Origin of the sequence: Priestia sp. YIM B13491 (assembly GCF_042787605.1) — a bacterium.
In the GTDB taxonomy this organism is placed as follows: domain Bacteria; phylum Bacillota; class Bacilli; order Bacillales; family Bacillaceae_H; genus Priestia; species Priestia megaterium_E.
This window is the reverse complement of the sequence record NZ_JBHZOR010000004.1, coordinates 449,243-471,390: the sequence shown is the minus strand read 5'-3', so window position 1 is coordinate 471,390 and position 22,148 is coordinate 449,243. Positions and strand designations below refer to the sequence as shown.

Here is a 22,148-nt window from a genome sequence, read left to right as displayed (position 1 = left end):
TCCCTCTTTTTTTATGCCCACCCAGGTATTTCATCTAAGAAACCTTGTCGTGGTTTAGGTTCTTGTTTGCTGTTTCCTTTTGAGTTGTTTTTATCATTTTCTTTGTTTTGTTTAATTTGTTTACGCACTAATTTGAATAAGTGATGAATGTCCATCTGATCAATTTCATGTGGCTTTAAACCTTGATTAATCAACATGTAGTTGTAGAAATCGTCAAGCTTCTCCGCCTCCGTCTGAGGGTGTGGCATCATCGTCCGTTTCCTTAGTCATTTCTGCTAATTCTTCGTCAGACAACTCCATTTGTGAAGGGAATCCTTTTACAATCGCTAAGAACTCTGCAATTTTTACACGTAAATCATAAGAACTTAGACCGCAATAAAACTCATCTACTGTAAACTGTTTATCAAAAGCTTCTACAATAAGAACAATCAACTCATCTAATGCTTGGAATGGTACTTCTTCATGTAAGAAATCGTACTTTTCGCTCAAAGGTAAAAAGTTTCTGTAAGTCATTCCTGAAATAAAAGGCTCGTGCATTTGCTTGTACTTTCTGTTAATTCGTAATTTTAAATCCATCATTTTTTAAGTTCCTCCAATATTTTTTGGTTAATTTAATAGAAAAAAAGGGAGTACCCATTATAGATACTCCCATAGGGTATATTTTGATTAAACAGTTGGTGGTACAGTTGTTTCAACTGGCTTATAAACTTCATCGAACCAGTCAAGAATAACTTCTTGGTTGATACCTTCATCGTTACTATGTACAGATACTTTCTTTTCACCATCAGATAAACGGTTAACGAATTGACCTGTTACTGATTGGTTCTTGATCTCTACAGATTCACCTTTAGTTTGGAATTCTTGAGATGGTACAGTAAGTTTTCCTTTGTACATCCAGTTCATTAATTTACCGCCATCGATAGACTCAGACTCGAATCCTAAAGCGATATATGGAGATTTATTCTTAGTTGCTTCAAGTAATACGCCATTAGCATCGATACGATAGCCAAATAATTCTGCTGCTGCTTCCTTAGAAATGCTGTCCACTTGAAGTTCCATCTCTAAAACTCCAGTGCTTGTTACAGTTGCAACAGGTACATCATCTACGTGTACAGTTTGTGAACTGGCATTTGGATTTAATGTTGCTTGCATTGCTCCTGCGAAATATTTAGGTGCTCCATAAGTTGTTTCACCTTTACGTACATCTTCTTGCATTACTGCGAAATGAATATTTTTAAAACCGACTGTCATTTTATCTGCTGACATTAATAATTCCTTCTTTCCTTAGTTTAGTTTTTTTGTGTATAGGAAAAGCGCATCCCGTGACGGAACAACTCAGTGTCCTCTTCATAGTCGTGGAATACGCTTCTTCTAATAAATCCATTTTTTATTAATTTGTTTTGTACTTCTTTTCCAAGTGAGAATGCATCAATCTTTGACCATACATCCACTTGAATGTAATATGTTGTTATTGATTCTTCATCGTTTATGAACCATGTAGCACCTTCATCATATTGAAAATAGGTTATGTACGTATCAGGTGGGTCAATTACTCTAATAACACCTGTCGTTACTTCTAATGGCTCTAACAATTCTTCAATTAAATCGTAAATCATATTTTTTTCAACTCTCTTACATAAACGTTGTACATAGCTTGTTGAATTTCTTTTTGCTTTGCATTAAACGCTGGTTCAAAGAATGGTCTGGCTTTCATTTTGCTTGTTCCCCATTCATGATATTTCATGAACCAATCATCAGGAATGAAACCAATAGCAATTTTACCTTCAATTACTGCTGAAATAACCACACGATCAGCAGCATGTTTACCACCGCCTTTAGAACGTGGTGCTCTACGCTTAACTTCATCACGTAAGATTTCTGCACCAGCTTCTAAAGCCATTTCACTAATTCTAGTACTCTTCATTACTGCTTCAATTTTTTTAATCTTATCTGCCATTTCTTTTAATCCAGTTACTTCTAATGGCATTACAATTTACCACTATGAGCTTGACATTTTAATTCAATCGTATCGCCTTTTTCATACGTGCGTATGATTCTGTACGTTTTAGAATTAAACTCAACATATTCTTGGGCATTATAATCTAAGGTGTGCATTTCCAACATTAATTCAAGTGTGAAACCAGTTTGAGAAGCAAGATAAAACTCTTGAGTACCAACGCTTTTCTTATTTACGAAAACCATTTGCTTACTAGTGATTACTTTGTTTTGAACACCATTCGTCTTCTTGATTTCAGTTGTTAATAGATGAGCGATATCACGATGAAGCATTATAATCACCTGCTAAAGATAGATGATTACGTAATGATTCAAATGAAGCTCTAAACCTGTATGCATCAGGATTGTCAAAGCCAAATTCAGCTTTACAATATACTGTTACAGCACGAATAATCAATGGATCACTCTCATCTAATTTTTTAATACCTGACAACTGTAATTCCATTAATGCTGCGTCAATTAAGTCTTGAATATCATCGTCTAATGCAGTGTGAGAAATTCTTAAACTCTTTCTCACCTTTTCAATCATCTAATCACCTACTCTCAATGGCTTCTAATGCTTTTTGTTTACCTTTAACTCTTTCACCATTAGCTAGTTCGTACCAGCCACCACCAACATGTTTAAATGGTGGTTTATCTGCTGTTTCTTTTTGCTTAACTTCAACAGGTTCAGGTTTAATTTCTTTTACTTCCTTACTGACAAAACCTAAATCACCTAAATAGGCGACTCTCTCAGCATCTTCAGAACTGAAAAAGCCACCAATTCCATAGTGACGACCTGTATCTTTGTCTTTAAAAGCTTTCAATACAGTCGATTTATAAATCATTAATTACCAGTCCTTTATAATTTATTAACTATTAAGCTGTTGGAGCTTTCTTCACACGTAAGAAACCGTTGTGAGCTACTACGTTACCGCCAACAAATACAGAACCACGGTGAGCAATCATACCTTGTTTGAATTTGAAGTCATTAGAACGTTGAATATCAGTTCCAGAGAATGTTACAAGCTCATAGTTTTGTAGAACACCGTAAGCCATAGCATAAGCACCAGCAGGAGTACTAGCAACAGAAACAGGAGCACATACAGAGTTGATGATGTAAGGAACGCCATCGATTGTACCAGTGTTACCTTGAGATTTAACTTCATAGACTTTCTTATCTTGACCATCACGTAACATAGCGAATGCTTTTAAGTCTGCTTTAGAAAGAATCAATGTTGCAACAGCTTCAACATCCTCTTTGTTACCATAAGAGAAGATAATTTCATCTAAAGTCTCAGCAGTAATTGCAGAGATTGCTAGGTCAGTAGCAGGGTCAATAGCTTTAGCTTGGTTAGAGAAGATACCTGTTAAATGTCCAACAGCACCATTACCAACTAGAATTTCTTTTGTAATTGTTTGACGTAATGCTTTACCTACACCATTAATAACTAATCCTTCATAGTTTGCAGCAGGTAATTTTTGTACTTCTTCTGTTACTTCACTGTAAGCAGTAATTTTAGTTTTACCGATTGTTGCATAATCAGTTTCTACTTCAACTTCTACATAGTTCCCTTGCTCATCAGTGTATCCACCTTCACCATGAGAAACTTCATATGGTTGTTGGAATGATTCTCCACCAGTCATCGGTGTAAGTTTTACACGATCAAGTAAAGTTGAGATTTGATTGAATGTACCATTGATAGAAGATGAAGTGTGTTTAGGTAATACTAAATCTCCACTTGCAACTGTAATAGCACGGTCTTCTTTAAGGTCTTTTGCACGTTTTTCTACATCTGCTTGCTCACGAGTTTCTTGATGTTCTTGTGTGTTAAATGATTCAATTGTACGAACTTCTTCTTTCACGTTTAATTCACCAGCTTCCTTTAATAGTCGAGCACGTTTTTCATGCTTCGCTTTGTCTTGTGCTAATTCACGCATTTCAGTTTCTAATGCGTCTACATCAACGTCTGTTTCACCTTCTAATAATGCTTGAATTTCTGCTGAACGAACTTCGATTTCTTTTAATGTTTTCATAATTTTAGTTAACTCCCTTTAATTGAAATATTTTAGTTTTAGTAATAACTTTTTCCGTTTTAATTCGTCTTGCTTATTTTTTAATTCTTTTGCTTTGAATTCATCGTAACTTCTACATGCAACTTGACTAGATTCATATGCAGGTTTATTTGTTAATGTAACTTCGACTAACTCAATCTCTTTGAGATATCGTAAATCTGTTCCATCTGATAACCTAACAATTTCATCTTGAATGCAATAGAAACCGAATGAACAGTTTTCTAATAGTCCATCTTTTACAAGGTGGTAAACGTCTTTAGCATATGAGATTTCAGGATTAATTTTTAAACTAAACCGTAATCCCACGTCATCGGCAAACAATTGAAGTGATCCTGAGTGTGTAGAGCCTAATCTAAGCTCATCATCATGATTTTTTAATGCATAAATGTTATGTCCATCTGCTAATGTTCGGTCAAATGCACCTTTCTGTACTTCCTCATAAAAAGCACCAAGATAATATGAACGATTATTAAATTTGTTTATGTAACCTTCTAAAATGTAATCATCATTACCAGTTGCACGAACTTCAAGGCTTGTTACATCAATCTGTCTGTTCTCCAACTGCTTTTCCTTCTGTTGATTGTTCATCTGTTTGTTTTGTCTCATCTCCTTTGTCAACATTTTCACCACCTTTCGATGATTCATTTGATGTAGTGTTTCCATCGTCAACTAAAGCAGTATCTAATCTACGTAGTGGTAAGTCTCCACCTTCAATTGGTGCAAGGTTGAGTATTCTACGCCATTCATTAGGAACAAGTGCCTGTCTGTCAACCATTTGAACAAGAGCAAGTTTAGTTTGCATAGAAGCATACTGTAATGAAGAAGCTTCAAAGATAATTTTGTTTCCATATCCCCTTTCAGTTCTAGAGAATATTTTACGTGTAAACTCTTCACTTAATTGTCTTGCGATAGGTTCAATTTCAGACTCATAAAAAGCATTCCATTCATCTTCGTTGTACTTAGATTGAATAATCTTTTCATTAATGTTGAAGAATGAATAAATCCGTTGAATAGTTCTGTCCATTTGCTCTGCATTTGGTACAAAGTTATCTGCTTTAACTTGAATAGCATCAAATTTACTATCTACACCAGCAGCACCACCAGTATTTTCGATATTAAGATAACTATTAGTAAAATCATCTACTTGTTTCTTCATATCTTCTGGTCTAATGTTTGCTGTGAACTTTAGAATCCATTTGATTACTGCACTATTCTTAATTGCTTGAACAATACCTTGATCTGTTGTGTTTACAATTTCCATTAACGGTGCTAATGCGTTTACAGGTGATTCACCAAACAAATCACTAGAATGAAAGTCCTTTCTTAGATGGATAACGTCTGCATATGGAATTGTTTTAGATTTACCATTAGCAAAATAAAACTTTAAGAATAAGTCACCTTCACGACCTTCTAAAGCTTCAACAGAAACACAATTTAAATGGTAAATTTCATATGGCACATTGGTATATGGGTCACGCTTCATGTACGCAAATGCATTATGATTAAGTTCTAGTTGCGTTGCCATTTTTTCTTGAAGCATTTGACCTGTCATTAGTGGATTTGGTTCTTCTAATAGAAAACGAATAGCTACATTTGGATTTTCTTTAAAGTCAGTTGCACTATCTCGAATATGTTTAGCAATCAACTTCCCTATTGCTCTTGCTTTAGGACGAATACAAGAACGAACAATATCTGAAGCGTACAAGTCACCTCCCCATGCAAAGAACCCATTACTTTGATCACTAATCATTTCAAATCGTTGTAATGTTTTTGTGTCAGGTTGTTTATTGCCAAACATCCAGCCGAATAATCCCAAATTCTCACCTCCTTTTTCTAAATCATGTTCATGTATTCATTTTTCTTTTCTTGTAACACTACATAAGCATTCAATAATGCTGCTGTTCCATCGATACGTCTACGTTGATTCTTTGTTTTATTAGGTTGAATCGATAAGTTCTTATCAATGTCAATTGCAGTATTACTTAAACACCATCTAGTTATAGGATTGTTTTGATATATGATGTTTTTAGATTCTAATTCTGCTCCAAGTGATTTCATAGGTTGTGATAATGTTTGTTTACCTTGAGCAATAGGTAACATTGCAGGTTCACCAAAGTTATCTTTCATTTCCTCAACCCAATATTTAGCAGACCATCTATCATAGCCAACCCAAGTTAGATAAATGTCATATTCCTCTTGTATTTCCAAGAACCATTGCGTTACAAATTTAGGGTGAACTTCTCGCCCAGGAGTGGTACGTAATAATTCCATGTTACGCCAAGAGTCATAAGGAATTTTATCTTCTTTGGCACGTTGTTCTAGTAATTCCTCTGGAAGCCAGTACATTTGCTCAACATAAACTTTATTATCATCAGGAAGCATAAAAATAACCGATGCTGATGTTAGATCGGTTGTCTCTGATAAATCTGTACCTCCAATTCCATAACGAGGTTTCATTTCACCAATATCAAATTTCTTATCATTGTAAAGTTGTTCATATGTTAACCATGCTTCAGTAGATGTTTCACGAATATTAAAGTCTTTAGTTAACAAGTTCTTTACCAATATAGGATTCTTCTTTGCTTTCTTAACTTTAGATATTAATTGGTCAGTCTTTTTGATTGTTCCAAGCCCAGGATTTGCTTTCTTGAATACTGAGTAATCGTCACTTAACCATTCATCACGCTTATCTAATTCATAAACAATAGGAAGCACACGAGAACGCTCTGCATCTACATCATCGTAATCATTGAGAATTAATTCGATTTCTTCATACTTAATATCAAAGATATTTTCACGAACTGTTCCCATTGTGGATGTGATAATTGATAAAGGTTGTTCACGAGCTGACATACCATCCACAATTACGTCATAAAGGTTCTTATCTTCAATGGCATGTAATTCATCAATAAGAGAACAATGAATATTAAGTCCATCGAGTGTATTTGAATCACTTGATAAAGGTTTAAATGTTGAATCCGTAGCATCTGAAATTAATTCACTTACTAATGTTCTAATACGCTTCTTTAATGCTGGTGATTTACTAACCATACGCTTAGATTCTTGCCAAACAATTTTAGCTTGATCTTTTTTAGTTGCAGCACTAACAACTTCTGCTCCTGCTTCTCCATCTGCAATTAACATATAGAGTCCTACAGCACTAGCCCAAGCTGATTTACCATTTTTACGAGCAACAAGTAAAATAAATTCTTGCCACCAACGAACATCATCAATTTTATGTATGCATCCGAATACAGCAGCAGTCATTGCCTTTTGCCATAATTCTAAGATGAATGGTTTACCGCCTAGTTTACCTTTTGAGTGTTTACAGAAGTTTTCAATAAACTCAATTGCATGATTTGCTTTAGAGCTTCTATATTCCCACTCACACATATCATCGTTCATACTTTCAACAAGCATTTTGTAAACACGTCTTACTTTATGTGATACAATTTCCTCACCACTGTCTATTTTGTTCCAATACTCAATGATTGGATTATAAGCTAATGGATACTTCTTCATTTGTTCTGCACAAAGTTATCAAAACCATCGTCTTCCTTCTTGATTTCTTGTTTAGGAAGCATAGCAAACAATTCTTTCATAACAGTGGTGTATCGTTGAATGGTTGAGTTATAAGATTTCAATGCAGGTGATTCACGTAAGATTGAGTACTCGCCTTGTTGCATATTATCAAGTACACCATTTTCATTAATGTCTTGTTTTAAGTCGTGAAGGGTTGCTCTCATAAATGCTGCTTCTTGAATCAATCCATCTACACTTGATTTCCTATTCTTATCAAGCTCTTTGAAGATTTTGTTCAATCTTGCTACTTCCTTCTTAATCATTGCTTCTTTTGGTGATAATTCATTACTCGCCATTATTGTGCGCTCCTTTCTTCAAAAATTAGGGGGGTGGGGTTATATGGAAATTACCTGCGTATTACGTTAAGGCTCACCATCGGTCTCTAGCCTATTCGTTATTTTACTTTTCATTAGGGGGGCATAGTCATTCCCACCACGGTTTCACTTCTTTAACTTTAATCAACTCACCATTCTCATCAAACGCTAATCCATCATGAACTACACCACGTTGTTCATGATGTTCTCTGTTGTGACATTCTTGGCACAAATATTCTAATAAATCGTGATTCAATGATATCTCTGGATTGTTAATATTCTCAGATGTCAAATACTCTCTATGATGTAGTATCTTTCCTATATCACCACACCTCTCGCACAAATTAAAAACTGATACAATATAAGACTTTCTGCATTTCTTCCAAGCACTTGAATTGTAAAAAGATTTAGCCCATTCCTTTGCCATCAGATTCTACTCCATTAACTGTATCTAATATATCTTGAATGTATCCATCAGCTTCTTCTTGACCAATCATACCCATCGTAACCCATGACTGTATTCTATCTACTGTTGCTTGAACTGTTGGATCTAAGCTATTGTACTCTTCTTGTGTCATGACTTATCTACTCCTTTTTCGTTTTATAAATTATTTAGCACATATTTCATTTGGAACATTGTAGATATAATAAAAAGCCAACCATAAGGCTGACTCTTACATTGTTATTAGAACATTATCTAGAGTTTTTAGTTACTTTATTTTTCGAATAATTTGAGAAATAAAGTAACTATTGATAGCAGAATAGAAAGGATAGAAATTATAAATGGCACATACTTGGATAGTAGTGTAAATGCTCTTTGTTCTAAACACGCACGACCCCTTCCTGTTATCCCAAATTTAGTTATAGAGCTATCTAACTTCTGAGGGCTTGGGAATTCAAAAGGTTTTTCTAGGTTTGTGCAAATCAGTTTTTGATCTATCAGACTTAACAATTCAAACGTCACTTTTGAATATGCGCATCCAGGAAATAACTCTTTTATTTCCATATATGGAAGAATTGCAATATATCCATATTTATTATCAGAAATTTCAACCCTATCATTATCACTTTTTTCTTTTAAGTGTTTAAGTATCTTTAATCCCATTTTACTTACTTCCATGTCAAACATCTCCTAATACTGATATAAGCTTCGCGTTTTTGTAAAATATCACTTTTGTAATTCTACCATTTATCTACTAAATTTTACATATCAGGAAGGATATCCTCTATATTTGTTGAATATTGTAATTTATTAGATATAAAGGAGGTGAAACAATGGCATTAACTCCAGTAAGTTCTTCTAACTTAGTTGCAGTAGGTTATGATTCTAGTACCAAAATCCTGACAATCCAGTTTAAAAACGAAATATATGAATACTATAATGTACCTTCACATGTGCATTTCGAGCTAATGAATGCACCTTCTCATGGTGAGTACCACGCTGCACATATTAAAGATTTCTATAGTTATAGAAAGGTAAGGTAAACTAAATCCAAGATTAATTGTTTAACTTAACTTTAATCTTGGACCTTTTAAATCACATATGTAGTAAATTAAATTCCATATACTCTTTCACGCAGATATTTTATTTCTTCTTTTAATTCACGATTCCTTTGATAACTAAATTCAAGTAGTTCCAGTAACATATCATTCTTTTCTTCTACTGTTGCCTTTTCATATACTGCTTCAAATAATTTATTAACACGTTCTGTTATCTCATCAGTGACTTCAGTAGCTTCATTAAATTTACTCATAATTAAACAATACTCCATTTCATTAATTTCATATAATATATCCTTTGGCTATCTCATATGAAAAACCATAAATCCCTACTAACCATAGTCTCATCTCGTGTTTCTGTTCGTCTGTCATTTCCATATCTCTGCCTTCTGCTATGTCTTCATATTCGATTTCACCATCTAATAATTGCCGAAATAAAATTTGATTCACTACCCATTACTCACCCTTTCTGAATTTAAATATAATAAAAAAGCATTCGAATTAACGAATGCTTTTTATTGCTTTATTAATTAAAGTAAGGTATTTTTTGGTAATTGTAAAACGGGTACTTAAAATTTTCGCCTTTTACAGTATAAGTACAACTTTGTGGTAAATCTCTAGTAAGTATCTCACAAGCTTCCCTTGCTTCATCCTCTGTTTGACAGAAACAATAAGCTTGAATATCAACACCTGTAAAAATACCCTCTTCATCTACTATAGCATTGTATAACTCAACCAAATAGGCTGAGCGAGTTTTATTAATCATTTTTCAGTAGCTCCTCTAAGCGATCCATATCCGAAACATGAACAAAAGGTAAGTTCAAATTATCATCATTAATACCTGGCGTTAAGATTCTTTCTTTATAAAGCAAATCATAAAACACCTCATTTATTTTAAGAGCTGTTTCATCAGGTGTTCTAATATTCCTTGTAAGAATACCTCCTCCAATATGTTCTCTTTTTTCGCCAATTATACCTCTAGCTTTTAGAATAGACTCGATATTACGCTTGATTTCAGCAAATTGAGTATGTGGGTTTTGCTTAATAAATTTAAGTGTCTCAATAAAAATTTCCTTCTTATCCAAACTAATCACCTCCTCTCCAACAACATTCTACATTTTAGGAAGGATTTCCTTTTTAAATTGTAGAATATTGTAATTTAATAGTTATAAAGGTGGTGAAAGTTATGGCAGGAAATTCAGGTGGACATCGTGACGGTGCTGTTAAAGGACGTTCTCAGTTTCAAACAAAGAGCGGAAATTGGGCAAAGCGTAATGCCGACACTGGACGAATTATGGATGTAAAAAGTGATAATAAACCTTTTAAAGGTGTAAGGAAAGAAAAATAAGTATGAATTATAGAACAGGGAAGCAATATTGCAACTCTGTTCTAACTTTAAATCAATATGTATGTATGTATGTATTATGTATTTTATAATTTACTCAGAATGAGCGGTAGCAACATTCATCTATGTACTTATGTATTAATTTAAACTATCTCTCCAAGGTTTTTATAACTTCTACCTTCTAACAAATCAATAATAGATTGATAACCTACACCAAACCTCTCAACCATTTCCCAAACAAATACGCTACGCTTCTCTCCCTCATAATCAATCCATGCTTGTAAAATATAACGTGCATTTTCGACGTTTAAGCGTCTACTTGTTCCCATTTTAGCTCTAATATATGGGTCGTGTTTGTCTTGAAATTGTTGTTTGTGGGTGATTAATTCTAAGTTGGAGATTGCGTTGATGTGTTTGCTGTTCTCTTGAATGTGGTTTATTTCTAATCCCATAGCTCTCCAATCAGATTGCTTCATACCTGAATAAGATGAGTACACTAGCACATGGAGTCCATATGACCTGCCTTTTCCACCTACTTTACACGATATATAACAGTATCCTTTGTGGTTCGGATTGCTCACAAGGAAACGTCCACTATGTACTGACCAGATTCTACCGCCCTCTGTATCACAGAAATAATTCTTGTAAACTTCCTGGCTACAATTCAACAGTTCAGGGATTGGAGTTAAGATAATTTCTTTACCATTTTCAATAATTTTCATTTTTAAGTACCTACCTTTTTAAAATTTAGTTTTTTATTAAATTACTTTTTGTGAAGCTTTTAATTCACTTAATGCTTGTGCTACTTCATCTCTGAAAAACAATACAAAAGGCATATTTGTCTTATGATGTTTAGCTTTTGTAATGTAAGAGATTTTCTTTTCATCATGTAGATAATCAAACATGTCCATAGAGTAGCAATACCAGAACATATTGTTTTTATGATGTTTCTTGTTTTTTTCCATTGTCATTTGCTCCTTTGAAATTTAATGTAAGCTTAGTTTTAAATTACAAGCTTCATTCATTATTAATTTATTTATTAGTAATCAATAAAAATTGTAAGAAAAGTTATTCTAAGAGTACCTAGCTGACGCGATAAGTATCCCTAGACTTTTAATAAAGGAAATTGAAAAAAATTTAAAAACAGTTGACTTCCTATAAGCAATGTCTTATACTGAGTATAGAAATTAAAAATCAGGGGTTTTATGAACTTTTTTTAACAAAAATAAAAATGGAGGTCTGTAGGTGTCTACTTTCCCACAAAACACTAAATTGTTTCTGCTATGATTTCAACGGTCTAAACGCATGCATGCAAGACACTGTCCTACTCTCTCCTTTAGACAATCATCCACTAACACAAAAAACCTATAAACGCAAGGTTTATAGGCGATATTTTTTCATTCCTGTGTAAGTTTCTTTCCATTTTTGACTATTTTTTAAATGCTTCTAAGAATACCTCAGTATGAGTTTCATATAACACTTTCAATAATCGTAATGGACTTACATATTTGTTATTAGGATCAAGTGCATATTCAATCGTAGATACCATTGTTTCGATTTTAATATCCTTCTTTTCAATCTTGTACTTAGAGTTGCCCATTACATTTAACTGATATTCATCTTTTTCACTATCATTAAGATTACTTTCATCTGAATTGATTGACATAATGTACTTAGACATTTCCTCAACCTCTTCTAAGATAGCTGCTCTTTGGTGTCTGTCTCCGTCCGACTTTTTCACTTTAGCAAGCAAATCATTAAACCTAATTTTATCCTTTGAATCAGCATATTTAAGACCTTCAAGAGCTTCAAACAGATAATCCATAGTAGTATCATACTTAACAAACTTATTAGGTTTCTTCTTACCATCATTCTTATCGTTCGTTTTCTCTTTCTTATCTGCTTTCTTCTTTTTCTTGTCTTTGCTTCCATTGACTTTCCAGAATAAAGGTTTCTTACGTTTGTCATCTTTTGGGTCAAGTTTTAATTCTAACTTCTTATCCATTACATCAATTTCAGTTGGCAGGTCTAAGTCGTACATGCGCTTGGACATATCTATAGCGATCCCCGACAGTACTGTAAGGATGTTCACACCTTTCAACAATTCCTCTAACGTTTCTTCAGAAGCATCATTATTCTTTTTGTCCCAGTATAAACTCATGTACAATTGTCCCTTGTTCACAATTTGCCCAATCACTTTCTGACTGACAGATAATGTGTTATCTACCTTTGCCATTGAAGCATTAGCTTTATCTAATTTGTAGAAGGTTAGGTCTGAATCAATTTTATTTACACATACTGGATAATCTTTATTTAGTCGTTTAGCAATCTCTAAAATTTCATCATCAAAGTCAACTAGGACTAGAGTATCACTATCATAATCACATCCAGAAAGTTTATTTTGGATATTGTGATCGATAGCATTTACACAGATGATATTGTCACTGAGATTGAAATAATTCTTAATTGCTTCATTATGTACTGACTTTCCTACAAACACATTTGATGGAGCAGTGTGCGGGTTACGAAATCCTACATATTCTTTACCAGTTGGAAATAATGTAGTGTAGATTTCATTGTCGTGTAATTCTAATGACTTTGGTTCATCAATATCAAACTTAGATAGGGCATGGTATAAATATTCGACTGGATTCCCTAAAAGTGTCAAGTAATCTGCATTTACCAAAACCTTACCTTTCTGTACATGTTTCTTTTGTTTGTTGATTTCTTCACGTCTGAATTTCTTAAACTCTTCTGTATTAACAATTGCTTCATTTACATTGTAAATAGCAGAAAGCATTTCATTACTGTTCAAGTTATTTGCTTTATCTTGAATATGTTTGATAAATGTAGCATCATCATTCTTTAAATTCATGATATAACCTTGTTCATTTTCAACTAATTCATCAACTTTTTTCTGACTTAAAGGTAAACTGTTCAAATGTTGATAAGATGTCTGATGAAGAATTTCACCATTTTCACCACGTTCAAATTTTGAACTTTTTTCTGCTTTACACACACCAAACTTTGATCCTTCTGCATCTACTAACCTTCTCCAATAATCATACATGTCAGCTTTACTACCTTTAACATAACTGAATTTTAGAGCTTTCAGCGAACTAGGCGTATAAATGAATTTTACGTTTGATAGTAAGACAGGATTGCCAAATAGGTCTTTCACTTCCCACTCATCATAATTCACTGGAATAGATGAATCATAGTTCTCATTCTTAGGATTAGTCATAGCTTTATGTTGATCAGTGAAGAATTTTTGAATGTTAGTGTTAAATGCTGCACTCTTAAACATATGTTGACGAAGTAATAACATTGATTTACCTTCAGGGAAAAACTCTGCATCTAATAATGATTCACCATCAAATAAACTATTGCTTACTTCTACTGTTTCTGGAAAACTGTCTAATAGTCCAGTTTGTTCATTCTTACGTACCACTGAACATAATTCAGGGAATTTAGAATCAACATCATCAATGATTAGCATATTTTCAGTATTGATTGTTACCATACCTTCTAAACTACTTGTCACAAGAGATTCATAGGCTAAAAGTGAAGCTAAATCATGCTTTTTAGTTAGGGCAAACTTTAATCCCATACGTGACCAATTTTGCATTTTAGCTTTCAACTTCTTATTCACAAAAAGACATTGACCTGTGCGAGACTTCGAAGCACTTCTCTTGTACACTTCAAAATGAATTGGTTTAGTCTTCTTAGTTTTCTTATTGTACTTGTAAATAGTGAACCCTTCTTCATACAATTTGTATCGAAGGTCCTCACTCTTAATTTCTTTCCATTCTGCATTATCCTTATTTGATTGGATATGTTCTTTACGTTCGTTCATTTCTGCTAATTTATCATTTAGCTTTTCTAACTTCTTCTTATCAGTTTCATTCTTAATTGCTTCACTTACATTGTTGATATTTTCATTAAGATTAATTAATAGTTCATCTGCATCGCGAACCTTCTTGTTAAACTTAACATTAATCAAATCATCACTAGTCCATTTAGCTTCTTTAGACTTCTTAACTTTCATTCCTTCTCGTTCAAGTTGGATACTCTCTAAGCTATATGGTAACATTCCTAAATATTCATTTGTGATTCCATGACCTCTATTCATATGAGAGAATAAATCTGCTGCTTCAACTGATTTGAAATATACTGCATTACCTTTTTCCATTTTCGCTACATTTGTTAAGTTTGTCATAATTAATTACCGTCCTTTAGATTAATTGGATTTAGTTTTAATGAACGCTTAATATGTAAAACTGAATAACACTCGAATATGTAAGAAAAAATTAAATTAAAAAATGATAAATCCGTTCTTTGATTTATCATTTTTCAAATACTGTATCTGAATTATGTATCTAGTTATGTATCTAATTATGTATCTAATAGTTAATCTATATAGGGTGTAAATTATCCCCGATAGTTTGATTTTTATCTCCGATGAATTGGTTTATTATCTCCGACATTTTGACAATCATCTCCGATGAATTGGACTTAGTTAGAAATGCTGATCTAATAGGTTTTCTCAAGCTAGCGCTGTTACCTTCCTTTTTATGTATAAACACACTTTTTCCTCGGATAAATATACATGATTATTGTACTTGGTAAATTTCAGACTTTCATTTACGTTACCTTTTTTAACCTCCCATTCACCCGTCTCTTCAAGTTTGTGTTTCTCGATTTTGATGAACCTATGTTTTTTAAGCATGTCGTTGTGCTTTATAACTGTGTTTTTAGTAACTCCAGATTCTTTAGCAATTGTTTCTTCACTTGCAAATGAGTAATGTCTACTTAAATTTGTGTAATTAATATGCGATTGATAGACGTACAACATTCGAATACCTGTATATCCAATTGCATCAATTATGTTGGGGTGTACTACATCACTCGCAAACTGCGTAAACCATTTTACATTTTGATTCTTTGGTATGTACTTTTCATTAATAGTCATTAAAGTTGAAGCTTTTCGTGGAAGCTTATCTAATTTATTTAACATGTACCCCTTCTCATAAAGTTTGTTGTAGGATTTCTTCAATGTGTCATTATCCTTAATCCTCAAGATACTTTTAAGCTTAGAATGATCAATTTTCATTTCCTTTTCTTTGGTATAAGTGTGATGACTAACCAACCTAGCGTATAAAACGAAATCTAATGGTTTTAAATCCGTATCCCTTACAATTTCTGTTGCAATTTGAATCCTGCTAATCTGCTTTGCCATTATGTTATCCTCCGCTTATTTATAGTTTAATTTCGCGTATGTATTAATTGTTTATTTTTTATTTCTTCATTTTTAAGTATGTATTGACTGTGGATAGTACATAAGTGTTGTTAGGAAAGAAGTAAACAAACCTATTTGTACTATTGTTATGCTCTTTGACTTTTAGCAGCTTACACCCATTCATCATGAGGTAACCTGCCATTCGTTGACTGAAGACTACATAATCCTTCTCAAATTCTGCATTAATAATCATTTGAATCACCCTCTCCATTTTTGTAATTGATTTACTTATTCAATTTTCAAAGAACGTTTATAAAACAAAAAGATATTACATAAAATCACCCCCTTTAATTTTCTAGATAAAATCAACCTTTTACGCAGACTTATGTTTTAGACTATCTGATAATAAAGACTCGTAATTATCTAGAGTTTCAATATAATTATCATTAGCTCCAAGATTCTTATAAATGTCAGCCATCTCGTTAAATATGGCTATATATTCCCATGCGTTCGATTTCATCGTTATTTCCCCCTATTTGAGTTTTGAATAGTAAACTACCTAGAATAGTAGTTAATTGTTTTTTCTTAATAAATCAATTAGAAAATTAGACTCAAACAGGATATTAGGTGTTGACTTGCATTTGCAACTCCTATATAATAAAAATCACTAAGCGAGTCTTTTATAGGAAAATAAGGCTTCATTCTTGTTATCCTGTTTGAATGAGACAATGCTTTGACGAATAATGTATAGCTTTAAAGACAGCAATGTGGCGTTGCTGTAAAACTTCATACTAAACATGAGAGTACAATTAGATTGGTACGTAAGAGGAAAGTTTGGCGACGATTCACTTACTCATTACCCGGAAACTTTAGCGAGAGACTGGATAAATAACCCATTCTATAATTGTACTATTTGCGTTTTTATTTGTAAACAACTTTCTGAAAATTTTCGACATTTTCTTCTCCCTCTCCATAAACTCGCTCAATGCTTCCAACTTCAATTTCATAGTTTGCAATTGATAATTTTACATCTTTGAAATCATGATTTACTACTGTTACATCACCTAATGACAAGAAGCCCTCATTGAATGTCTCTTGTGCATAATCTTCTACCTTTTCGTATGATACTGCTTGGATATCCTGCATCATCACTAGATTCATATTTCCACAAACCTTATACTCATTCTCAAATTCATTATAGATTTCCTCAATTTCAAAATCGTTATCACACCATCTAAAGCTCATTTTCTCACCTGTGACTGTCATAAATTCGATATCAGTATTGAAACGTGTTGTAAAGCTGTTAGTGTTAGTTGTAGCTTTCTCCCATGCTTGCTCCATGTTTGCAGCGAATATTGTGTTTACGTGTTCAGCCTTTACTTCTACAACTACATTATAAGTTTTCAGCATTTCCAAACACCTCTTCCTAATTTTGTTATCCGCATCTCAGATAACTTATCCTTATATTACTAGCTAATTTATTCCAAGTCAACTCTTTTTCAAAAGTTTTTTTAGTTTTAATCCTCTACATAACAACATTTGGTTATATCTAACTCAGATAACTTGGTGTATAATGAAAAAGAGGTGATTAAGTGGTGATTAAATTTAAGTTAAAAGAAATGTTAGCAAAGGAAAATATGTCCCTAAACCAATTTGCTAAATTAGCTGGAATTCGCTATGAAGCCATATGGAATATGTGCAATTATGAAGAGCTAGCAAATCAAGGGAAACCAGTGAAGTTAATTTCTGTAAAAGTACTTGATCAGATTTGTGAAACACTTGACTGTAGTTTAGAGGATGTTGTTGAGTACATACCAAACAAAAAATAACCACTCCCGATTTAGGAGTGGTTATTTTACTATTTATAGATGTAACTGTTGGTCAAGTTCTCTTTTTGTAAGCCTTCACTTATCCTTTATTGTAAGCCAAACTGTGATTTTTGAATCACTTTAGCTGGACTACCTTGGAACATTACAAGAGCATTCGCTCCTAAATCTCCTTCACCCATCCACGAATACATTACAGTGTAATATTGATCGCCTTGAGCACCTGTTTCAGAATTAACTTCTCCTTCACTACCAACAATCTGTGCTACTTGTTCCACTGTCATTCCGTTTTGAATCTTATCAAATTCTGCTTTACTCATTTCTGCTGCGTTGGAGCTTGATGCCTCTTCTTGAGCTTGTTGCTCTTCTTCAATTTTTGCACTTTCTTCTTCAGCTTTCTTATTCGCTGCATCTATTTTAGCTTGCGCTTCTTGTTTAATTCGCTCTGCTTCTTCCTCTCTTGCTTTCTTATCTGCCTCAGCTTTTTCAGCCTGTTCTTTTTCAAGAGCCTCTTGTTTTGCTTTAGCTTCTTCCTCTTGAGCTTTCAATTTAGCTTCTAATTCCTTAACTTTAGCCTCTGTTTCTTCTTTGGTTGCCACATCTTCTTTATTAGATTCGGTAGTTGCTTTTTCAGTTTCTTCTTTCTTAGTCTCATCTGCTTTAGTTTCTTCAGATTGAGCTTCTGCTGTTGCTTTAGTAGCCGTTTCTTTTTTCTCTTCTTGCGGCTTAGATTCTTCTTTCTTTACTTCTTCACTAGTTGAAATATCCTCTGTCGTACTTGAGCAAGCAACCAACATTCCACACATAGCCATAGCAAACATAACCTTTTTCATTTTTCTATCCCCTTTTTTAAAATTCATAACGACCTGTTATAAGTTTTCTATGTAGTAATCAATTTTTCCTAGATACTATTTTACTATTTTTTTAGTATTTATTTCAATAATACTCAGGTGATGTAATTCGAAATTAGCAAAAAAAAATACCCCCCTTTAACTTAGGAGTGGTTATTTCACTGTATACCTGTAAATTTTAAGCAGTTCTTCTCTTAATCATTCGTTTAACTTCTTCAAATGCTTTCGTCTCCCCCTCATAATACATTACAATGTTCCAGTCTTCTCTTTTTTCTACATCTTTCATCTTTCATCCAAGCATCTGAGCGAGAAATTAACTTATCAACATATTCAATAAACTTTTTTCTTTCCATTTAATCACCTGATTTTATCATAATTGGAAATATTTATATGAACGGTTGATAAGTAATATTTCTAGAACTCGGTAAGAATATCTGTTGGAATTTGTGACATTTTATTGAACGATCTAATTATTAAATGAACTATTTACCTATACACTAAAGCTTACTTACTCATTAATAGTTTAGTTACAGTTAAATACTCAATAAATCTATTTTAAAACAAAAAGTACAAATTCATTACCGTAAACCGTAGTCATAGGCTTAAAAGCATCGTCAATTTTATCGAAATAAGTTTCAATACTTTGATATTTAAATAATCCTCTGTTGTATAAATCTCTTACTACTTGAGTATAAAACGGGAATCTGTGTTTTAATTCGGGATAAGCATCTACTAATAATGTACTAATATGGGGACTGTTCTCATAGTTCGGTCTATTTCCATGTTCTTCGTAAAATCTTTCAGGGTTATTGCAAAAATAAAGTATTTTCAAATGCCATTCAGTAAATTCACTGACGTAGTTTAAGAACATTATTTTTTCACTTTCATGAACACTTGACTTCGGTGTGTTGTATACAGCGTTCATGAGTGCTTTACGCTTATCTTCTTCATGAGTTTGCATTGCTATGTTATACGCTTTTATGACCACAGAAACAAACTCCTCATTTTCTATTAATTTTTCAACTTGATACCCTTCGTCCTCTAATAAAGAAAGCTTTTCTATAATTTCAGACATAGCTCTTTCTCTCCTTTTTGTCGCTGGATCAGAAAATATTACACCGAACACTTCTGAAACCGCCCCTCCAGCTAAAGGTATTGCGCCTAGTCCGCCTTTTACTATTGCATATCCAAATTCTTTTGCTTTTTCTTTCATTACAGTAGCCCCTCCTTATAATTTATAATTCAATAAACCTCTAAACTTATTCAATCGCTCATCTTCTCAGTTATATTTAACCCTATTTTCGCCAATAGTACACAAAGTCCAAGTCCTGCAATGATACCCTTACCGTCATCTTCCATTATAAAGAAGAAAGTTAAAGCCATCGGTGTGATAAAGAATATTATTAACACTAATGCGCTTTTCATCCACCATACAACTTCTTTCTTCTTGTCCTTTGCTGCAAATATTTTGTAAAAAGGATATCCTACCATGCAGCAAGCGAATAATGGAAAGAATATAATATTTATCAAACTATTAAGCAAGTAAGATATCATAGTAAATCAAAGTCTTTCCAAGTGTTTAGCAACATATCACTCAATGTATCTAACTCATCTATATTGTCCCAATCTGGATATTTAGCGAACAGTCTCGGTAATTCAACCTTCATATAATTCCAAGCTTGTAGTAAGCGCTCATCTTCAACTATATCTTTAACGTAACCTTCTATTTCAAACTCACATTTATCTCCTAACCCTTGCTCAATACCAAGTAGCATAGAAAATGACACTAATATTTTATCCAGACTTTCCATTCTCTCCAACCTTAATTCCAAGTTGTTTGCTGTATGCCATATAAACTTATCTGTTACAGTAGGAGTTGACAATCTTTCTGCAAGGTATTCTCCCCACATCTCATCTGCCTTAAGTCTAAAAATAAAATTTAAGTCATCCACAGAAACCATGCGGTTATCATCTGATTCAGGATAAATATCATAATACTTAATTGTATGATCATGAACATGCACAAACTCATGGTTTATGGCGTGTATGCAAAAATCTTGATAACCTTTTTCACCTGATGCTATTCCTTCCCAACAAGGTTTACTAATGATAACTGATGAATTATTCTCTTTATCAGTTATACGCATCCCTAGGCTTCTTTTTGTTAACTCTATAATCGAGTCTGCTTCGTCTTGTTTAACAAGTTCTGTTAAAACTTCAAGCTCTTCATCACGTTCTCCGATAAGAATAAGCTTTCCAAAGTGACTGAGCCTCAAGTTGAAATTCTTGACTTCTCTTTCGATAATATTCTTTATTTTTGCTTTTCGTTCATTTGTTAGACTTTTATCAGCAAATACTATTTCCATCATTAATTCCTCATTTCAAATACAAACATTTAATAAAAAGGTTAATTGCACCTCTTATAACTAAACTTACCACATGCACAAAAAAGATTAAATATAGTTCCTCATACTTATTCAAACCTCTACATACAGAATGTTTTGGACGTAATACATTTTACAAAAGGAAAAGGCAGGTGGACTTGAGTTGAAACTTAGTTAAAACTGTATAATTTCTATTCAAAACATAAATTCCAGCCCTTAAATTGAGTGTCGAGTTTCTTTTGGATAATACCGTAATAATAACTAAATATTGATTTCTTAATGGTGTAGCCAAGCTTGATGTTAACAATCATTTGTTTAAACGAGCTAATAGCCAATTCAACTTTATCAATAGTTGGATCATAGTCTACGTACTGTTCAGTAAAGTGATTGTAGTGCTGCGTAGAGTGTTTTACACACTTCCATAGTTCAAGAGTTTGCTTAGGAGCGTAATAAGATTTTACTAACTCCTGAAACCTAATTGGAACATCTGGAATTACATTGTCCTTATACGTATCTATTAATATATGGTTAGTTTTAACTTGGCTAGTTTCTTGATTTGGTACGTCAATTGTCTCTGGTGCTTCATTTGTAGAGACTTCAGATGTAACTTGTTTCGTTTCTTGATAACGGTTGAATACATAAACGTTATGACGTTGATTTGAACCACAGAATGTATTATGAACGCTTAAAATACCATACTTCTTTGCTTTACGAAGCATACGCTCAAATGTAGAGCGAGAAATTCCAACCTCGTTATTATGAGTAGCAGACACAATTGTTTGAATTTTAGCATTTGAGATACCAGCATATTTACATGAATATCTAATAAGGCGCTTTAATCCTATTAACTCACTTTTTGTGAATTGATTTTTAAAATCAACCATCCATTGCTCAATGTGATTATTAAACTCCTTTACATCTTTAAAGTTTGATAAATGTACAAATTGCTCAATGTTACCTGACTTCATCACAGATTCCCCCAAAATATGATTTTAGGGTGCACTAAATACACGTATGACACTTGAATTTTTCAAAT

General features: G+C 33.1%; 33 protein-coding genes. 3 read left to right on the top strand and 30 right to left on the bottom strand.

Annotated features, from left to right (window positions below; translation table 11 throughout):
• Positions 1-11: 11 nt before the first annotated feature.
• From ACFX4E_RS17395 to ACFX4E_RS17320, 16 genes are all read right to left on the bottom strand, one after another.
• Positions 12-251 carry a hypothetical protein gene (locus ACFX4E_RS17395; protein WP_377258508.1) on the bottom strand — a complete coding sequence of 80 codons (240 nt, stop codon included), beginning with the start codon at positions 249-251 and terminating at the stop codon, positions 12-14.
• Positions 214-579, bottom strand: coding sequence for a phage tail assembly chaperone G (gene gpG / locus ACFX4E_RS17390; RefSeq protein ID WP_377258511.1), 366 nt, complete (start codon positions 577-579; stop codon positions 214-216). Before gpG ends, ACFX4E_RS17395 begins: the two co-directional genes overlap by 38 nt.
• 87 nt (positions 580-666) lie before the next feature.
• Entirely contained in the window at positions 667-1,266 is a 600-nt protein-coding gene (locus ACFX4E_RS17385) for a major tail protein (RefSeq protein ID WP_377258514.1), read from the bottom strand.
• Between the two features lie 23 nt (positions 1,267-1,289).
• Positions 1,290-1,616 carry a hypothetical protein gene (locus ACFX4E_RS17380; RefSeq protein WP_377258516.1) on the bottom strand — a complete coding sequence of 109 codons (327 nt, stop codon included), beginning with the start codon at positions 1,614-1,616 and terminating at the stop codon, positions 1,290-1,292.
• Complete coding sequence (locus ACFX4E_RS17375; RefSeq protein ID WP_377258519.1) at positions 1,613-1,987, bottom strand: HK97-gp10 family putative phage morphogenesis protein; 375 nt, start codon at positions 1,985-1,987, stop codon at positions 1,613-1,615. The genes ACFX4E_RS17380 and ACFX4E_RS17375 overlap by 4 nt, the downstream gene beginning before the upstream one ends.
• Positions 1,987-2,289 carry a phage head closure protein gene (locus tag ACFX4E_RS17370; RefSeq protein WP_377258522.1) on the bottom strand — a complete coding sequence of 101 codons (303 nt, stop codon included), beginning with the start codon at positions 2,287-2,289 and terminating at the stop codon, positions 1,987-1,989. The genes ACFX4E_RS17375 and ACFX4E_RS17370 overlap by 1 nt, the downstream gene beginning before the upstream one ends.
• Positions 2,276-2,545, bottom strand: coding sequence for a head-tail connector protein (locus ACFX4E_RS17365; RefSeq protein WP_377258525.1), 270 nt, complete (start codon positions 2,543-2,545; stop codon positions 2,276-2,278). The genes ACFX4E_RS17370 and ACFX4E_RS17365 overlap by 14 nt, the downstream gene beginning before the upstream one ends.
• A 4-nt stretch (positions 2,546-2,549) precedes the next feature.
• Positions 2,550-2,843, bottom strand: coding sequence for a hypothetical protein (locus ACFX4E_RS17360; protein ID WP_377258528.1), 294 nt, complete (start codon positions 2,841-2,843; stop codon positions 2,550-2,552).
• Positions 2,844-2,874: 31 nt separating this feature from the next.
• Complete coding sequence (locus ACFX4E_RS17355) at positions 2,875-4,032, bottom strand: phage major capsid protein (RefSeq protein ID WP_377258531.1); 1,158 nt, start codon at positions 4,030-4,032, stop codon at positions 2,875-2,877.
• A gap of 18 nt (positions 4,033-4,050) precedes the next feature.
• On the bottom strand, positions 4,051-4,632 hold the full coding sequence (locus ACFX4E_RS17350) for an HK97 family phage prohead protease (protein WP_377258534.1): 582 nt from the start codon (positions 4,630-4,632) through the stop codon (positions 4,051-4,053).
• A complete protein-coding gene (locus tag ACFX4E_RS17345) occupies positions 4,613-5,887 on the bottom strand; it encodes a phage portal protein (RefSeq protein ID WP_377258537.1) in 1,275 nt (424 codons plus the stop codon). Before ACFX4E_RS17345 ends, ACFX4E_RS17350 begins: the two co-directional genes overlap by 20 nt.
• Positions 5,888-5,904: 17 nt before the next feature.
• Positions 5,905-7,593, bottom strand: a complete 1,689-nt coding sequence (locus tag ACFX4E_RS17340; protein WP_377258540.1) for a terminase large subunit — start codon at positions 7,591-7,593, stop codon at positions 5,905-5,907.
• Positions 7,590-7,949 (bottom strand): hypothetical protein, encoded by a 360-nt coding sequence (locus ACFX4E_RS17335; RefSeq protein WP_377258543.1) that lies wholly within the window; start codon positions 7,947-7,949, stop codon positions 7,590-7,592. The genes ACFX4E_RS17340 and ACFX4E_RS17335 overlap by 4 nt, the downstream gene beginning before the upstream one ends.
• A 127-nt stretch (positions 7,950-8,076) precedes the next feature.
• The gene (locus ACFX4E_RS17330) at positions 8,077-8,394 is read right to left on the bottom strand and encodes an HNH endonuclease (RefSeq protein WP_377258546.1); all 318 of its coding nucleotides are present in this window, start codon (positions 8,392-8,394) and stop codon (positions 8,077-8,079) included.
• Positions 8,375-8,545, bottom strand: coding sequence for a hypothetical protein (locus tag ACFX4E_RS17325; protein WP_377258550.1), 171 nt, complete (start codon positions 8,543-8,545; stop codon positions 8,375-8,377). Before ACFX4E_RS17325 ends, ACFX4E_RS17330 begins: the two co-directional genes overlap by 20 nt.
• 137 nt (positions 8,546-8,682) lie before the next feature.
• On the bottom strand, positions 8,683-9,087 hold the full coding sequence (locus ACFX4E_RS17320; protein WP_377258553.1) for a hypothetical protein: 405 nt from the start codon (positions 9,085-9,087) through the stop codon (positions 8,683-8,685).
• Positions 9,088-9,242: 155 nt separating this feature from the next.
• Between ACFX4E_RS17320 and ACFX4E_RS17315 the strand changes: the two genes are divergently transcribed.
• Complete coding sequence (locus ACFX4E_RS17315) at positions 9,243-9,452, top strand: KTSC domain-containing protein (protein WP_377258556.1); 210 nt, start codon at positions 9,243-9,245, stop codon at positions 9,450-9,452.
• A 68-nt stretch (positions 9,453-9,520) separates the two neighbouring features.
• Here the strand turns inward: ACFX4E_RS17315 and ACFX4E_RS17310 are convergent, their stop codons facing one another.
• From ACFX4E_RS17310 to ACFX4E_RS17295, 4 genes are all read right to left on the bottom strand, one after another.
• A complete protein-coding gene (locus ACFX4E_RS17310; protein WP_377258559.1) occupies positions 9,521-9,721 on the bottom strand; it encodes a hypothetical protein in 201 nt (66 codons plus the stop codon).
• 28 nt (positions 9,722-9,749) lie between these two features.
• A complete protein-coding gene (locus tag ACFX4E_RS17305) occupies positions 9,750-9,917 on the bottom strand; it encodes a hypothetical protein (RefSeq protein WP_377258562.1) in 168 nt (55 codons plus the stop codon).
• Between the two features lie 76 nt (positions 9,918-9,993).
• Positions 9,994-10,233 carry a hypothetical protein gene (locus ACFX4E_RS17300; RefSeq protein ID WP_377258565.1) on the bottom strand — a complete coding sequence of 80 codons (240 nt, stop codon included), beginning with the start codon at positions 10,231-10,233 and terminating at the stop codon, positions 9,994-9,996.
• A complete protein-coding gene (locus ACFX4E_RS17295) occupies positions 10,226-10,552 on the bottom strand; it encodes a hypothetical protein (RefSeq protein ID WP_377258568.1) in 327 nt (108 codons plus the stop codon). The genes ACFX4E_RS17300 and ACFX4E_RS17295 overlap by 8 nt, the downstream gene beginning before the upstream one ends.
• A 101-nt stretch (positions 10,553-10,653) precedes the next feature.
• Between ACFX4E_RS17295 and ACFX4E_RS17290 the strand changes: the two genes are divergently transcribed.
• Positions 10,654-10,815, top strand: a complete 162-nt coding sequence (locus ACFX4E_RS17290) for a hypothetical protein (protein ID WP_377258571.1) — start codon at positions 10,654-10,656, stop codon at positions 10,813-10,815.
• Positions 10,816-10,955: 140 nt separating this feature from the next.
• Here the strand turns inward: ACFX4E_RS17290 and ACFX4E_RS17285 are convergent, their stop codons facing one another.
• The 6 genes from ACFX4E_RS17285 to ACFX4E_RS17260 form a co-directional block, all read right to left on the bottom strand.
• Entirely contained in the window at positions 10,956-11,534 is a 579-nt protein-coding gene (locus ACFX4E_RS17285) for a hypothetical protein (RefSeq protein ID WP_377258574.1), read from the bottom strand.
• A 36-nt stretch (positions 11,535-11,570) separates the two neighbouring features.
• Entirely contained in the window at positions 11,571-11,777 is a 207-nt protein-coding gene (locus ACFX4E_RS17280; protein WP_377258577.1) for a hypothetical protein, read from the bottom strand.
• 464 nt (positions 11,778-12,241) lie between these two features.
• Positions 12,242-15,031, bottom strand: coding sequence for a hypothetical protein (locus ACFX4E_RS17275; RefSeq protein ID WP_377258580.1), 2,790 nt, complete (start codon positions 15,029-15,031; stop codon positions 12,242-12,244).
• 327 nt (positions 15,032-15,358) lie between these two features.
• Positions 15,359-16,051 carry a hypothetical protein gene (locus ACFX4E_RS17270; protein ID WP_377258583.1) on the bottom strand — a complete coding sequence of 231 codons (693 nt, stop codon included), beginning with the start codon at positions 16,049-16,051 and terminating at the stop codon, positions 15,359-15,361.
• A 58-nt stretch (positions 16,052-16,109) separates the two neighbouring features.
• On the bottom strand, positions 16,110-16,304 hold the full coding sequence (locus ACFX4E_RS17265; protein ID WP_377579807.1) for a DUF5659 domain-containing protein: 195 nt from the start codon (positions 16,302-16,304) through the stop codon (positions 16,110-16,112).
• Positions 16,305-16,972: 668 nt separating this feature from the next.
• Entirely contained in the window at positions 16,973-17,467 is a 495-nt protein-coding gene (locus tag ACFX4E_RS17260) for a hypothetical protein (protein ID WP_377258589.1), read from the bottom strand.
• A 179-nt stretch (positions 17,468-17,646) separates the two neighbouring features.
• On the opposite strand from ACFX4E_RS17260, the gene ACFX4E_RS17255 reads away from it, so the two are divergent.
• Positions 17,647-17,880, top strand: a complete 234-nt coding sequence (locus ACFX4E_RS17255; RefSeq protein ID WP_377258592.1) for a helix-turn-helix domain-containing protein — start codon at positions 17,647-17,649, stop codon at positions 17,878-17,880.
• Positions 17,881-17,966: 86 nt separating this feature from the next.
• On the opposite strand, the gene ACFX4E_RS17250 is transcribed toward ACFX4E_RS17255, so the two are convergent.
• The 4 genes from ACFX4E_RS17250 to ACFX4E_RS17235 all read right to left on the bottom strand — a co-directional run bounded on the left by ACFX4E_RS17250 (position 17,967) and on the right by ACFX4E_RS17235 (position 22,080).
• Positions 17,967-18,737, bottom strand: a complete 771-nt coding sequence (locus ACFX4E_RS17250) for a hypothetical protein (RefSeq protein ID WP_377258595.1) — start codon at positions 18,735-18,737, stop codon at positions 17,967-17,969.
• A 541-nt stretch (positions 18,738-19,278) separates the two neighbouring features.
• On the bottom strand, positions 19,279-19,941 hold the full coding sequence (locus tag ACFX4E_RS17245; protein ID WP_377258598.1) for a hypothetical protein: 663 nt from the start codon (positions 19,939-19,941) through the stop codon (positions 19,279-19,281).
• A gap of 337 nt (positions 19,942-20,278) precedes the next feature.
• Positions 20,279-21,097 (bottom strand): hypothetical protein, encoded by an 819-nt coding sequence (locus ACFX4E_RS17240; RefSeq protein WP_377258601.1) that lies wholly within the window; start codon positions 21,095-21,097, stop codon positions 20,279-20,281.
• A 206-nt stretch (positions 21,098-21,303) separates the two neighbouring features.
• Positions 21,304-22,080: a hypothetical protein gene (locus tag ACFX4E_RS17235; protein WP_377258604.1), complete on the bottom strand. Its 777-nt coding sequence runs from the start codon at positions 22,078-22,080 to the stop codon at positions 21,304-21,306.
• Positions 22,081-22,148: the final 68 nt, after the last annotated feature.